Origin of the sequence: Vibrio sp. EA2 (genome assembly GCF_033042495.1) — a bacterium.
GTDB lineage: Bacteria > Pseudomonadota > Gammaproteobacteria > Enterobacterales > Vibrionaceae > Vibrio.
This window is the reverse complement of sequence record NZ_JAWLID010000004.1, coordinates 364726-378637: the sequence shown is the minus strand read 5'-3', so window position 1 is coordinate 378637 and position 13912 is coordinate 364726. Positions and strand designations below refer to the sequence as shown.

Annotated in this window: 13 protein-coding genes; 7 read left to right on the top strand and 6 right to left on the bottom strand. The window is 45.0% G+C overall.

From position 1 onward, the window contains the following. Positions 1 to 113 precede the first annotated feature (113 nt). Positions 114 to 782: a LuxR C-terminal-related transcriptional regulator gene (locus RXX31_RS12615; RefSeq protein WP_317589770.1), complete on the bottom strand. Its 669-nt coding sequence runs from the start codon at positions 780 to 782 to the stop codon at positions 114 to 116. Positions 783 to 966: 184 nt separating this feature from the next. Further along, positions 967 to 1167 (bottom strand): restriction endonuclease subunit S, encoded by a 201-nt coding sequence (locus RXX31_RS12610; RefSeq protein ID WP_264908477.1) that lies wholly within the window; start codon positions 1165 to 1167, stop codon positions 967 to 969. A 247-nt stretch (positions 1168 to 1414) separates the two neighbouring features. On the opposite strand from RXX31_RS12610, the gene RXX31_RS12605 reads away from it, so the two are divergent. The 6 genes from RXX31_RS12605 to RXX31_RS12580 are packed head-to-tail and all read left to right on the top strand — an operon-like array spanning position 1415 to position 8212. Continuing rightward, positions 1415 to 2371: a MoxR family ATPase gene (locus RXX31_RS12605; protein ID WP_317589769.1), complete on the top strand. Its 957-nt coding sequence runs from the start codon at positions 1415 to 1417 to the stop codon at positions 2369 to 2371. A 14-nt stretch (positions 2372 to 2385) separates the two neighbouring features. Then, positions 2386 to 3312, top strand: coding sequence for a DUF58 domain-containing protein (locus tag RXX31_RS12600; protein WP_317589768.1), 927 nt, complete (start codon positions 2386 to 2388; stop codon positions 3310 to 3312). 28 nt (positions 3313 to 3340) lie between these two features. Next, positions 3341 to 3817, top strand: a complete 477-nt coding sequence (locus RXX31_RS12595; protein ID WP_317589767.1) for a DUF4381 domain-containing protein — start codon at positions 3341 to 3343, stop codon at positions 3815 to 3817. Then, positions 3810 to 4814 carry a VWA domain-containing protein gene (locus tag RXX31_RS12590; RefSeq protein ID WP_317589766.1) on the top strand — a complete coding sequence of 335 codons (1005 nt, stop codon included), beginning with the start codon at positions 3810 to 3812 and terminating at the stop codon, positions 4812 to 4814. Before RXX31_RS12595 ends, RXX31_RS12590 begins: the two co-directional genes overlap by 8 nt. Next, the gene (locus tag RXX31_RS12585; RefSeq protein ID WP_317589764.1) at positions 4807 to 6561 is read left to right on the top strand and encodes a VWA domain-containing protein; all 1755 of its coding nucleotides are present in this window, start codon (positions 4807 to 4809) and stop codon (positions 6559 to 6561) included. Before RXX31_RS12590 ends, RXX31_RS12585 begins: the two co-directional genes overlap by 8 nt. Before the next feature lie 7 nt (positions 6562 to 6568). After that, complete coding sequence (locus RXX31_RS12580) at positions 6569 to 8212, top strand: BatD family protein (protein ID WP_317589762.1); 1644 nt, start codon at positions 6569 to 6571, stop codon at positions 8210 to 8212. A 75-nt stretch (positions 8213 to 8287) separates the two neighbouring features. Here RXX31_RS12580 and pstB read toward each other — a convergent pair whose 3' ends face one another. The 4 genes from pstB to RXX31_RS12560 all read right to left on the bottom strand — a co-directional run bounded on the left by pstB (position 8288) and on the right by RXX31_RS12560 (position 11838). Next, positions 8288 to 9037, bottom strand: coding sequence for a phosphate ABC transporter ATP-binding protein PstB (pstB, locus tag RXX31_RS12575; protein WP_264908464.1), 750 nt, complete (start codon positions 9035 to 9037; stop codon positions 8288 to 8290). A gap of 60 nt (positions 9038 to 9097) precedes the next feature. After that, positions 9098 to 9961: a phosphate ABC transporter permease PstA gene (gene pstA, locus RXX31_RS12570; protein ID WP_317589760.1), complete on the bottom strand. Its 864-nt coding sequence runs from the start codon at positions 9959 to 9961 to the stop codon at positions 9098 to 9100. Positions 9962 to 9983: 22 nt separating this feature from the next. Continuing rightward, positions 9984 to 10916, bottom strand: a complete 933-nt coding sequence (gene pstC, locus RXX31_RS12565; RefSeq protein WP_317589759.1) for a phosphate ABC transporter permease subunit PstC — start codon at positions 10914 to 10916, stop codon at positions 9984 to 9986. Positions 10917 to 11016: 100 nt separating this feature from the next. Then, complete coding sequence (locus tag RXX31_RS12560; RefSeq protein ID WP_317589757.1) at positions 11017 to 11838, bottom strand: phosphate ABC transporter substrate-binding protein; 822 nt, start codon at positions 11836 to 11838, stop codon at positions 11017 to 11019. Between the two features lie 348 nt (positions 11839 to 12186). Here RXX31_RS12560 and RXX31_RS12555 point away from each other — a divergent pair, with 348 nt between their 5' ends. After that, the gene (locus RXX31_RS12555) at positions 12187 to 13830 is read left to right on the top strand and encodes a methyl-accepting chemotaxis protein (RefSeq protein ID WP_317589756.1); all 1644 of its coding nucleotides are present in this window, start codon (positions 12187 to 12189) and stop codon (positions 13828 to 13830) included. Positions 13831 to 13912: the final 82 nt, after the last annotated feature.

Here is a 13912-nt window from a genome sequence, read left to right as displayed (position 1 = left end):
ATAATTAAAAATTCAAACAAAAATAGTGTTTCTCATAATAGAAACACTTTCTCATTATTTAAATCCGTATAATATAAGCCCTCGCTAAATTAGGGCGTTAATAGTTTATTGATTTAGACAGGCACCGAATATTCTGAGATATTTTCCTTTGCCCAAATGAGCGCCTGAACTCTATTCTTGACTTCAATTTTTTTAAAAATATTGTGTAAGTGAGTCTTCACGGTATTCTCGCTAACAAACAATTGCTCAGCGATTTCTTGATTCGACGCTCCCATTGACAGGAACGTGATGATTTGCCGCTCTCTTCTGGTTAAGATTGTCGGGGAATGGGTATTGACAGGCTTACTGTTCTGACGAAGGTGAGTGATGTATTGCTGCGAAAATTTACGACTAAACCACATATCACCATGTAAGACCTTATCAATGCCCACTTGTAGTGTTTGGATATCATCTGAGGTATAAAAAATACCCGCTAAGGTGTTCCAAATGAAAAGGTCTTCGATAGGAATGTCTCCATCACAGTTGATCAGGATTTCTCTCACGCCCTTAAGCTCTGGCTCTTTGAAGTTTCGATACTGCGAACGCATATCGTCAGTCAGAATACTGAAGTCTAAAATAATGGCTGAAATGAGCTGATCTTGAATCGATCGGCTGGTCAGGTTTTCTGGCGTTATCAAAACAACGCTTCTACCGAGTTTCGTTTCTAGAACATCCTTCAATAACGAAGACTGTAAACTCCCCTCCGTAATTAAAAGGATATCCCCTTTAGTGTGATACTCCATACCGTAAACATTCCCCTAACCAAATAGATTGAAATGAATAATAGAGTTGGTTAGAGCGCCAACAATGTCAAGTATGAAAATGACTAATACGAGCCGCCTAAAACATTGATATAGAAATAATTTTAGTAGTAGAAAAGGCTAAAAGTATTAAAAAGGGAGTACATACTCCCTTTTACTCGTGAATTTAGTGAATTGGCACGGCGTTCTTTTGGTTAAACTTACCGAAATACTGCTCCAGAATCTCTGGCGTCAATTTGCCTTCTGCTTCTAACTTTTTCAGTTCTGCTGCAATTGCCTTCTGCTCTTCCAGCGAAGGTAGCTTCACTTCTTCTTCCTGAGAGACCTCTTGAGAAATTTGCTCTAGCTCTTGTTCGAAATCATTCATAGTACTTACCTAAATATAACCATTGAACTTTTAACTCACTCTATTCTATCCAAGTCTACCGCTTCACGCTACCAAGCATCTCTTGCGAGCACTCACTCAACTCGTAACTCCTGCCGTAAAGGCTTGTAATACTTGTCAATGACCCAATATTGAAAAGATAGTTTTTAAGTTCTCGCCGGGAACTTTTTCTACCAAATAAATGACCAATACTGATAATCAACTCAAATGGATATCGAGAGTCCACAACATGCATAAATCTAACTTCGAAACGCTTCAACGATACCTCGAATCTCAAATCATTGGCCAGCAGGACTTGGTCAAACAATTGTTGATAGCCCTTCTTGCTGACGGACACATTTTAGTTGAAGGACCTCCAGGGCTCGCAAAAACCCGAGCCGTTAAATCGCTATCAGACTGTGTTGAAGGTGATTTCCACCGTATTCAGTTCACCCCAGATTTGTTGCCTGCCGATTTAACCGGCACGGATATCTTCCGACCAGAAACTGGAGAATTTACGTTTCAGTCTGGTCCTATATTCAACTCACTCATTCTGGCCGACGAGATTAACCGTGCGCCCGCAAAAGTTCAGGCCGCCATGCTTGAAGCCATGGCCGAGAAACAAGTCACCGCCGGACGCCACACCTATGCGTTGCCTGAACTATTCTTAGTCATGGCGACTCAAAACCCGATCGAACAAGAGGGAACTTACCCGCTTCCAGAAGCACAACTAGACCGATTTTTGCTCCACTTAGAAGTGAACTACCCAGATGCGGAACATGAACTGGCAATCTTACGTATCAACCGAGGGGAAGCAAAAGGCGAAGCGGCGATTGAGCGCCCAAGTATCAGTCAGCAAGATATCTTCACCGCACGCAAAGAGGTGCTGGATATCCATATGGCAGAGACGATCGAGCAATACATCGTCCGCCTGGTTATGGCGACACGTCAAGCCCGCGAATATGACAGTGAACTGGATAAATGGTTAGCGATGGGGGTCAGTCCCCGAGCGACGATTGCTTTAGACCGATGTGCTCGAGCTCATGCTTGGCTCAAAGGGCGTGATTTTGTTTCACCAGAAGACGTACAGTCCATGGCATACCCCGTTCTGCGTCATCGTTTACTGCTGAGCTACCATGCACAAGCAGAAGGCATCAGTGCAAACCAAGTCATTGATAAGCTACTTAACCTTGTTGGCAGTGCGTAAAACAGGTGAGTAATATGTCCGCAACACAACCATTACCACCCCATGCGAATGGGGTAACATTAACCTTAGAAGAACTGCTGCATCATCGGACCCAATCGATCCGATGGTTACCACCAGCGCAAAGCATTTGGTCACAGATGAGCGGTAACCATACCAGTCGGCAGAAAGGTCGTGGTATGGACTTTATGGAAGTACGTCAATATCAGGCCGGAGATGATATTCGCAGTATTGATTGGCGCGTCACCGCACGCACAGGCAAAGCGCACACTAAATTGTTCGCCGAAGACAAAGAACAAGCGGTGATTTTATACATCGACTTGAGCTCAAGCCTTTACTTTGGCTCAAAATACGTACTGAAATCGGTACAATTGGCGCATTTTGCCAGTGTATTAATCTGGCTAACGCTGGCGAAGAAAGACCGCATTGGGGCCGTTATTGACGACGGGCATCAATGCCTGGAGTTTCGTCCGTCTTCCCTACAAAAACAGGGCTTGCGTATCCTTCATGCCATTCTCGACATACATAATGAACAGCTGTCGCTCATAGAAGAAAATGGACCCCGTTCTATGCCTTATTCACAAGTATTCGAAACACTGCATACGTTAACCCCAAAAGGCAGTGAGCTGATTCTGCTCAGTGACTTTTCACAAACAGCCGAAAAAGAATTGACCCAGTTACGTCGGCTGAAACAACACAATTCGGTGAGAGCCATTCAGTTTTTTGATCCATTAGAAAAGGGAGAAACGGACTTCCGAGGTCAGGTTAAAGCGTCTGATGGTCGTCGTAGTCAGTGGTTCAACTTTGGTTCCAAAGGAGAGAGAAGTGAGCTCGAATCGCACTTTACCGCTCATCAGGAGTCCATCAAACAACTATGCCATTCGATGGCGATTCCATTTAACAGCCTCTCTAGTGGCTCTCCATTAACGCAGCAACTAAGCTAGCAGCCTTCTTCTCATAGCAGTAATAACAATGACAACAAATAACCAAAGCTTAAACCTAGACCCTTTAATTTTACCTAATGCTCCAGATTGGTTTCCACTTGCTTGGGGATGGTGGGCACTTATTGCAGGTATTGTCCTAACTATTTTGGGTGTATATATCTATATCAAATGGCGTACTAAACGTCTGCTCGCTAAACGAGCAGCACTGAAGCTTCTGACAAACTCAGTCACGCCTCATACCCCTTCTTCTGCTTTTGAGGTCTTACGTCAGGCAGCATTGAGTTACTTTCCTCGCGAAGATATTGCACCGCTCACTGGCGCAGCTTGGTATGAATTTCTTGATAGTCATACTGAAGAAAATCGATTCACAGATAAACAACAACAGTGGCAGGCCGCCTTGTATCAGAAACCCTCTCAGGGAGAACACCAGGATTTAATTGAAGACTGTGTTTTCTGGGTCAGCCACGCTTTGCCACCGAAGAAAAAGGCCAACACCCGTGACTGAGCAAACCTTAGCAACCGGCCTAAGCCAATGGTTGAATCTTGAATTTGTCTGGTGGTGGGCACTGATTTTACTGCCCCTACCCTTGCTTGTTTACAAGCTGCTGCCACAAGAAAGCCAGCAAGCAGAGATTAAACTGGCTTATTTACCAGACAATACACACAGCAACAAGCCGAAGCAAAAGCTGCAAAAAATCTTGTCCATTGCAATATGGACGTTACTAATCATCGCCTGTGCACGACCAGTTTGGTTTGGCGATCCAATAGAGTTTCAACCGAAATACCGAGACTTAATGTTGGTGGTTGACCTTTCAGGTTCTATGCAAAAAGAAGACATGAATTTGGACGGTGAGTTTACCGACCGGCTTACCGCTGTAAAAAAAGTCTTATCTGATTTCGTCGCGAAGCGTAAAGGCGATCGCTTAGGTGTTGTATTGTTTGGTGATCATGCCTATTTACAAACACCCCTTACCGCAGATCGACAAGCAGTCATACAACAAATCAACCAAACGGTTATTGGCTTGGTTGGGAATAGAACCGCAATGGGCGATGGTATTGGTTTAGGGACTAAAACGTTTGTCGATAGTGATGCGCCGCAACGCGTGATGATTTTACTGAGCGATGGCGGAAATACCGCTGGGGTTTTAGATCCGCTAGAAGCCGCGGAAATCGCAAAGAAATACAACGCCACAATTTATACCGTTGGTGTGGGCGCGGGAGAAATGATGGTCAAAGAATTTTTCATGACGCGTAAAGTGGACACTGCCGCGGATCTTGATGAAAAGACCCTGACCCAAATTGCCGAAGTAACGGGCGGTCAATACTTCCGCGCAAGAGATGCCGAGCAGCTTGAGAGCATCTACGAAACCATTAACCAATTAGAACCTGTCTCCAGCGACACCCAAACGTGGCGTCCTCAATCTGAATGGTTCCGCTACCCGTTGAGTACTGCATTGGGTTTATCCGTGTTGTTATTCTTTCTAAGGAGAAAACATGGCTGAGTTTATTTTCCTCCACCCGCTTTGGCTTATTGGTCTGATCGCGATCCCCATCGCGCTCACTCTGAATAGAAAACTCACGGGCAAAAGATCGGCGCTTATTGCTCCTCACTTAGCTAAAGTGTTGGGGCATTCAGTGCAATCAAAGCACACCTTTATCCTTTGGGGAATCTCATGGGCATTAGCTTGCATTGCTCTGGCAGGGCCAAGTTGGCAATCAAACGAACGTCCGAGCTTTAAGTTGAGTCAAAACCGTATTTTGCTGCTCGATATGTCACGCTCCATGTACGCGACAGATATCAAACCAAATCGGTTGGCACAAACACGCTACAAGGCTCTAGATTTACTGCCGAACTGGAAAGAAGGTTCTACGGGCCTTATCGCTTACGCAGGTGATGCTTACAGCTTGAGCCCACTCACAACCGACTCGAATACGTTAGCCGGCATTATTGAGAACTTGTCCCCTGACTTGATGCCTTTTCAGGGAGCGAATCTCCCTTCCGCAATAGAATTGGCGTTAAACCAGTTCTCGCAAGCCGGCACCAATCAAGGTGACATAATTGTATTGGCGGACGACCTTGACGATGCTGAACTGGCCAACTCACTGAGTCTATTGAAAGGCAAAAACTTCCGGGTATCTGTCCTGGCAATAGGTACGGCAAATGGTGCGCCTATTACCCTACCGAATGGCTCCCAGCTAAAAAATAACCAAGGAGCAACGGTGATCGCGAAAACCCATTTAAAAAACCTACAGAAGCTTGCCAATGAAACGGGTGGCCTGTTTGCCCCGATTCAATATAACAATCGAGATGTGGAAACCCTCGCGTCTTTTACCAATAATTCCGGTAATAACTTTTCAGCGAAACAAAACGACGAAGTGCAAACTGGCTCGAGAATGAACAATGGTTTTTGGTTATTGCCGTTGCTGTTACTTCCTGCTGCTTTGCTTTTCCGTCGCGGTGTCATTTGGCTATTTATCGCCGGACTTACGCCATTGACCTGGACTGCTAAGGTTGAAGCAAACCCATTTTTAAATGAAAACCAGCAAGGTGCCGAGCTCTATCAAAAAGGCGAATTTGAAAAAGCCAAAAGCGTGTTTACCGATCCAAATTGGAAAGGTGCAGCGAGTTACCAAAGCGGAGATTATGAAATGGCAATCAAAGCGTTTTCTGACAATCCATCATTTGAAGGGCGTTATAACCTCGCGAATGCTCTGGCGCAAAATGGTCAGCTCGAAGAAGCTGCGGACCTATACAAAGAATTGCTCAAAGAAAAACCCGATTTCGACTCAGCGAAGAAAAACCTCTCGGTAGTAGAGGAGAAATTGAAGCAACAGCAGCAACAGCAGCAACAGCAGCAACAGCAGCAACAGCAGCAACAGCAGCAACAGCAGCAACAGCAGCAACAGCAGCAACAGCAGCAACAGCAGCAACAGCAGCAACAGTCTCAAAACGATAAGGATCAGGAGCAAGGGCAACAGTCACAAAATCAGCAAGATGTTGAAAATAAAAAGGAAAACCAACAAGCTAAGTCAAAACGCAATCAACAGAAAGATGACAATACGTCGGAGCAAGAAGCTCAGCCGATGAATGTACAGGCGCAGCCAGAAAAGTCGCATCAGGATGATCCTGAATTCCGCCGTCTGGAGGCAGTAGAAAGCGCGCGAGATCCTAGCTATCTGATTCGTGCACAAATGCAGTTGCAAGCACAACAAAAACAACGCCCACAACAAACTCAAAAGGAGTGGTAAGCCAGTGATGAACAAAGGCGTAAAGCTGGTCTTTATTCTTTTGACCAGCCTGTTATCGAGTGTTTCGGTAATGGCTCAAAGTCTTGAAGCGAGTGTCAACAAAACTCAGGCTGTGAAGAACGAAGTGATCAGCCTTAGGATCATGGCGGACACGGAGTTAAGTTCCGATGCGATCGATTTCAGTGTTTTAGAGAAAGACTTTTTCTTAGGGCAACCGCGCTACGGCCGTTCCAGCAATAATATTAATGGCCGTAAATATTTACGTACCGAATGGACTATCTCTATTGCGCCGATGAAGGAAGGAATATTAACCATTCCCAGCTTTAGTGTGGATGGGATGCGTACTGAGCCAATTAAATTGCGAGTAACGGCAAGTCAAACGGAGCCTGATCTCGATGACCTGTTTAGCTTCTCAATGAGCGTCGACAACCATACTTTATACCCGCAGCAATCGGCGAACTTACGTATGCGGCTCATTATCAAAGCGGATACTCGTCGCTTGGATAACCCTAAGATCATTCCTCCTCGCATTGACGGGATGAAACTCGAACCCATTGGAGAAATGCAACAAGGTCAACAAGTCATGGGTGGCCTTGAAGTGACGGTTGTAGAGCAATCATTTCGTTTGACTGCGGATACTGCGGGCACTTACACGTTAAATGGTCCGCAGCTGACAGGTTCGTACATTTACGGTGACAGTCTGACTGGCTCAACCAAAGTAATGCCAATCCAAACCAAAGTTGAGGAAATGCCGATTACGGTGAAAGCCATTCCGGCGGAGTTTCAGGGTAACTGGTTACCAGCCTCGGCTTTAGAGATGACGCAAAGCTGGCAAGACGACCAAGGTAACACGTTATCGCCAAACCGTTTGAATCAGGTAAAACAAGGTTCTTCTATTACCCGTACCATTCAAATCAAAGCACGCGGAACTCAGGCGGAGTTCTTACCTCGACTGCAAATGGATTATCCAAATTCATTGCGTGTATACCCCGAGCAAGCAAAATTTGAAACAACGCAAGATGGCACGCTTGTGATGACTGTTAAACAAGTGATCATCCCAACGGAAGCGGGCAGTTATTCCCTACCCGGCTATACCCTGAACTGGTGGAATAGTAGCCAGGATATCGCTAAAACGGCAACCCTTGATGCAATCGAACTGGATGTAGAGGAAAGCGATATAGGCTTAATTACACTACCAGAAGCATCACCACCTCAAACGTCAGCGCCAACCACAAACCCATCCGCGCAAGGTGGTGTCAATGAGAGTTGGAGAATGATGACGTTTGTTTTCGCCAGCTTATGGATAGTGACATCAATTTTCACATTGGTGCTGTGGAGAAAGCGCCCTACTGCCAATAAAGAACATGAGGCAGAAGTAGAGTTTCCACTTAATATTCATGGACTCAAAGAGACCATCCAACAAGGTGATCCTGCCAGAATTGAAAGAGTCGTTAGCGAATACCTGCAAACCAACCGAGAATCACTGAATTCAGAGGCAGTGGAGGCAGTAAAACACGATCTTGAAGTGATGAATCAGGCTCGTTTCAGCGCTCAACAGCAGCCTTGGAACTCAGATTCCCTGTTAGCTAATATCGACAAGTTAGCAAAGGCGAAAAGCACGCGCTCTACCCCTCAGCTTGAGAAACTGTAAAAAAAAGCCCCTCATAAAGAGGGGCAAAGTTACCATCGCTTATAGTTATGTATTTATGCCAATAAATTTTGTTAATTAACCAAAGTCACCGTTTACGTAACCTTGAGTTCGGTCATCTTGTGGATTGCTGAAGATCACCTGTGTTTCGTTATGCTCAACCAGCTCACCCATCAGGAAGAATGCAGTGCGGTCAGAGATACGACGCGCCTGTTGCATTGAGTGAGTTACGATAACGATGGTGTAGTCCTTCTTCAGCTCTTCCATCAGTTCTTCAATTTTGTGCGTTGCAATTGGGTCCAGTGCCGAGGTTGGCTCATCCATTAGGATTACATCCGGTTCCATTGCAATCGTACGTGCGATACACAGACGCTGTTGCTGACCACCAGAAAGTCCAAATGCATGCGACTTAAGACGGTCTTTCACTTCGTCCCAAAGCGCTGCGCCACGCAGTGAACGCTCAACCACTTCATCAATGTGCTTTTTGTCTTTCACCCCTTGAGCACGCAAACCGTAAGCCACGTTCTCGTAAATGCTCATTGGGAATGGGTTCGGTTTTTGGAATACCATACCGACTTTGATACGAAGATCTGCGACATCAATGTTGCCGTAAATGTCTTCTCCATCCATTGCCAGTTTACCGGTGATCTTAACGCCTTCGATAAGATCGTTCATGCGGTTCAAACAACGTAGCAATGTAGACTTACCACAGCCTGATGGGCCGATAAGCGCCGTTACCTGGCGAACAGGAATAGGCAGGTGAATAGATTTCAGTGCTTGGTTTTCGCCGTAAAATAGGTCTAGGTTTTCAATATCAAACTTGTTCATGTTCTTAATCTCTTAAATCTTAAATTCGTGTCTTTTAACGTGCGTTCTTAATTGGTTTAGTTAGTAAGTTGCGGTGTTAAAACGTCTTGCAATCAGTTTAGTTACCATGTTGATCAAAAGCACAACCACGATAAGCACTGTTGCCGTACCGTATGCCTGATTCCATTCTTCAACGGTAAACAGTTCGGTAGTCAGTTTGTATAGGTGAACGGTTAACGTACGGCCCGAATCGAATAGAGAATCAGGAATACGAGCCACCATACCTGCTGTCAGGAATACTGGAGCAGACTCACCAATGACACGACCAATACTAAGAATGACCGAGGTTAAGATACCTGGCATTGCGCTCGGAAGAATCAAACGCCAGATAGTGTAAATTTTAGAAGCGCCAAGGCCGTACGAGCCTTCACGGTATGTTTGTGGTACTGCCATTAATGCTTCTTCCGTGGTACGGATGATAACTGGCAGAATCAGAATACTTAGTGTCAGTGCACCCGATAGAATCGAGAAACCAAGACCAAGAATTGCCACGAAGAAAGTCATACCGAACAGACCGAAGATGATCGACGGGATACCTGCCAGGGATTCAGTACAGAATCGAATTACTTTCACTAAACGGCTACCGACTTTTGCGTATTCAGTCAGATAGATAGCCGTCATGATACCGAGTGGCGCTGCCACAGCGATAGATGCGATAACCATATAGATGGTTGACACGATCATCGGGAAGATACCGTGTTCATCACCTGTACGAGTGTAGTTATCAGTAATGAATTTCCAATCTACGTGTTGCAGACCGTTTGATAGGATGTACCAGATAATCCAGAACAAAAAACCTACCGTTAATCCTGCCGAAATCCAAACGAAAGCGTTAAAGACGTTATCTTTGAACTGGCGAGCTTGTTTTAGTTTTGCGCGATCCATAATAGTCACCTTTAACGAGCGATTACTTCGCTTTTTCTCGGTTTAGGTAAAGAAGTACAGCGTTCAACGACATGATGAAGACCAGCAGTACCACACCAGTAGCGTAAAGTGCGTTCGCGTGAACACCACTTGCGTAAGACATCTCAATCGCAATGTTCGCGGTTAGTGTACGTGCAGAGTCCAGAATGCCTTCTGGCATTGCCGGTGCGTTACCCATTACCATGATGATTGCCATCGTCTCACCTAAAGCACGACCGATACCAAGAATCACACCCGTCATAATTCCTGAACGAGCCGCAGGAACAAGCAATTTGAAAATGGTGTAAATTTTTGAAGCGCCAAGTGCCAGTGAACCTTCTTTGTATGCGCGAGGTACAGCACGGATAGAAGTTTCAGAGACCGTAATAACCGTCGGTAGAATCATCACACCAAGAACGATGATACCGGCAAGAATCGTGTTACCTGCTGGCACGTTAAAGATATTTTGAATCAAAGGAACGATGATAACCAGGCCAAAGAAGCCATAAACTACCGAAGGAATACCAGCCAGTAGTTCTACCGCTGGGCGAATGATGTCAGCCAAACGTTTTGGTGCGATTTCAGCGATAAAGATTGCAGTCAAAACACCAACCGGAACACCGACCATTACCGCTCCAGCTGTCGAAACAACGGAAGCAACAATCATGGTTGCAACACCGTAAAGTGCAGGTGGTAGCCAGTTTTGACCTAAAACAATGCCCGAGACCCCAACTTCTTGAAATGCAGGAATACTCTCTCGAACAATAAAGTAAGCAATTACTGCCAATGATACGATGCCGATAACGGCACTGGTGAGGAACAAGCCGTGGAAGATACGCTCTTTCCAGTCTACACGGCGTTTCTCGCGCAGGCCTGGCTTGCTGATAGCTTTAGCGTCAGTATTCATAAGCTTTTCACTATTTGTTGCGATGGTCATTTAAAAATCTCACGGTTCTGGTTGTTAGCCAACGAACGCTATGGATGAAAAGGCTCAGCCCTAAACAGTGGGCTGAGCAAACTTAAGTGTCACGATAAGATTAGTGAACTGAGATGTAACCGTTTTGGTCAACTAGCTTTTGAGCATCTTCAGTTAGCATCCAATCTAGGAATTTTTGCGTTTCAGCAGATGGCTTGCCTTCTTTGTAAAGAACAAGGAAAGGACGAGCGACTTTGTAAGAACCGTTTTTAACGTTAGCCACTGTCGCATCTACGCTGTCGATTGCTAGCGCGTGAACTGTGTTGTCTACAGTACCTAGTGAGATGTAGCCGATTGCGTATGGGTTAGAAGCAACCATAGTTTTTAGAGCACCGTTACCGTTAGCAACTTGTGCACGTTGAGAGATAGCAGAAACTTTCTTACCAGAAACTTTCATTTTAAGCGCCATGATGTCTTCGAATGCACCACGAGTACCAGAAGCAGTGTCACGAGTGATAGCTACGATTGGCTTATCTTCACCGCCCACTTCTTTCCAGTTTGATACTTCACCCTTGTAGATAGAAGTTACTTGTTCCGCAGTAAGACCTTTTAGGTTGTTCTGTGGGTTAACTACAACCGCGATACCGTCACGAGCAACAACTTCTTCGATAAGCGTTGGTTCTTTTTCTGAGTCTTTTAGGTTACGAGAAGACATACCTAGGTCAGCCGAACCATTTTTTGCTGCTTTAACACCAGCAGAAGAACCAGGGCCCTGAACTTCGATAAATACTTCAGGGTTCGTCTTCATGTATGTTTCAGAGAAAACTTCCATCAGTGGAGTTACGCTGCTAGAACCCACTGCAGAGATAGTTTCTTTAGCAGAAACAGGAGTCACTGCCATTGCGCCTAGAAGTGCGATTGCACCGATTACTGTCTTTTTCATCACAATTTCCTTAAAGTGGCTTTATTGCCGTTGTGTTTCACTTGAACGGTGCTCACTTTAGAACTCGAATGTGACAGTTGTGTTTCACTTAGTTGAAGCCTCTATGACACATTACCCACCCCGTATGGAAATTGACCGATTAATCTGATGCTTACATTTCTTCTCAATTTATATTTACGATTTACCTTCAATACCTTCATCACTTGAATAGCCATTTCAAACTTGAACTATTTATATAACGTCAATCTATAGAGATATAAATCTAACCTATTGATTTAAAAAAGAGATTGATTAAAATTCAAATCCAATAATAAAACACATAATAATTCATTCAGTTTGAGGTTAACTATGCGTCAATTTCTAAGCACGCTATCTATTAAGTTACAGGTATTTTTACCTGTTTTATTTACTGTCGTTTTACTTGTTATAGGACTCACGGTCGGAATAAATAAGTTAGATCACGCATTCAATAAGGTTTCGACGTCCACACACTCTCTTGTCGTTCATAAAGATGAGCTGAGCGCCATTGTCGACAATACCTATGCAATGCGCATTAAAGCGATTTACAGCCTTTTTCAAGCCGAGGATGTCCAATCCTTAAATCAAGAGTTATCGCAACGACAAACAGAAAGCCGTGAATTCTTAGATTCCATTAATGATCTACCAGGCGTTCAGTCAGAAGTTACCGCCATGCGCGAAGCCATGAACCATTATGTGGATTTCACGCGGGTCACGATGACGCCATTACTAGCCCAAAAGCACGCAAATCAATACGCTACCGCTGACTTCAATCAGAAGTTAGAAAGTGCGATGGAACATTACCGAGTCGCGGGCGAGGAGATGATTACCGCTATTGATAACCTGTCGGAAAAGCTGAATCAGACCGTAATCAGCGACGTCGAAGCCAACGGAAAGGTGCATTCTGACACCTTAACTCAAAGTGCCATATCTATCGCAATTATCCTGTTAGCCGCATCCCTGATTAGCTGGATCTTAGCCAACTATATTGTGACCCCAATTCGTAACTTACAAAACACCATGCGTGAAGTTGCGAAGGGAAACCTGTTAGTTACCGCTGAAGAAGTCGGAAAAAACGAAGTATCCCAACTTTCTCATGATGTGAACCAGACTATCATTCAGCTGCGTAACACCGTCGGATCACTGGTTCGTATCAGCGAAGATGTCGCCTCTGCCTCCACCGAGCTTGCGACGGTCATGACACAGAGCAGTGCCAATTCCGATCAGGAAAAACAGGAAGTCGAACAGGTTGCCTCTGCAATCAATCAATTGGAATCGGCAGCCGCAGAAGTCTCCAATAATGCACAATTGGCAGACGGCGCTGCGACAGAGGCTCGACAGATCGCCACAGACAGCCTAAACATGTTCGAAGAGAGTACTCGAGCAAGCGCGAAAATGGCCGACCAGCTTAATGCTGCCGCAGTAGTTGTCACGTCATTAAAAGAACAATCTGAGCAAATTGGACGTGTTATTGACGTCATTGAAGGCATTTCTGAACAAACTAATTTGCTGGCACTAAACGCAGCAATAGAAGCAGCTCGAGCAGGTGAAAGTGGCCGTGGCTTTGCTGTCGTGGCAGATGAAGTGCGCATGCTCGCGGCCAGAACTCAAGAGTCAACCAAAGAAATCCAGGTGATCATTGAGGACCTTCAGCAACAATCAGGGACAGCAAATGAAAGCATGCACTCTAGCCTGGCAATGTTAAGAGATAACCAAGCAATTGCGGAAGAAGTCAGCCTTTCACTCAATAATATCAGTAAGTCTATTTCTGATTTGAATGCCATGAACGCACACGTGGCGACCGCGTCAGAAGAACAGAAGCAAGTGACAACAGACATCAACAATAACTTGTCAAATATCTATCAACTGGTCAGTGAGAACGTCACAGGTATTACTCAATCAGCGGCAGCGGCACAAGAGCTGTCTGGCCTAGCAGAAAATCAACAACAGGAACTGAAACAGTTCCAGATTTAGTGACTGGCTTTTCTGACTTAGAAATATAAAAAAGCTCCGCGATTTTTGCGGAGCTTTTTCTTGGCTAGAATGGGGAATATTC

Excerpts from the sequence above, each read along its gene's own strand:
- RXX31_RS12615 (WP_317589770.1), bottom strand. The coding sequence starts at position 782 with ATGGAGTATCACACTAAAGGGGATATCCTTTTAATTACGGAGGGGAGT.
- RXX31_RS12610 (WP_264908477.1), bottom strand. The coding sequence starts at position 1,167 with ATGAATGATTTCGAACAAGAGCTAGAGCAAATTTCTCAAGAGGTCTCT.
- RXX31_RS12605 (WP_317589769.1), top strand. The coding sequence starts at position 1,415 with ATGCATAAATCTAACTTCGAAACGCTTCAACGATACCTCGAATCTCAA.
- RXX31_RS12600 (WP_317589768.1), top strand. The coding sequence starts at position 2,386 with ATGTCCGCAACACAACCATTACCACCCCATGCGAATGGGGTAACATTA.
- RXX31_RS12595 (WP_317589767.1), top strand. The coding sequence starts at position 3,341 with ATGACAACAAATAACCAAAGCTTAAACCTAGACCCTTTAATTTTACCT.
- RXX31_RS12585 (WP_317589764.1), top strand. The coding sequence starts at position 4,807 with ATGGCTGAGTTTATTTTCCTCCACCCGCTTTGGCTTATTGGTCTGATC.
- RXX31_RS12580 (WP_317589762.1), top strand. The coding sequence starts at position 6,569 with ATGAACAAAGGCGTAAAGCTGGTCTTTATTCTTTTGACCAGCCTGTTA.
- pstB (WP_264908464.1), bottom strand. The coding sequence starts at position 9,037 with ATGAACAAGTTTGATATTGAAAACCTAGACCTATTTTACGGCGAAAAC.
- pstA (WP_317589760.1), bottom strand. The coding sequence starts at position 9,961 with ATGGATCGCGCAAAACTAAAACAAGCTCGCCAGTTCAAAGATAACGTC.
- pstC (WP_317589759.1), bottom strand. The coding sequence starts at position 10,916 with ATGACCATCGCAACAAATAGTGAAAAGCTTATGAATACTGACGCTAAA.
- RXX31_RS12560 (WP_317589757.1), bottom strand. The coding sequence starts at position 11,838 with ATGAAAAAGACAGTAATCGGTGCAATCGCACTTCTAGGCGCAATGGCA.
- RXX31_RS12555 (WP_317589756.1), top strand. The coding sequence starts at position 12,187 with ATGCGTCAATTTCTAAGCACGCTATCTATTAAGTTACAGGTATTTTTA.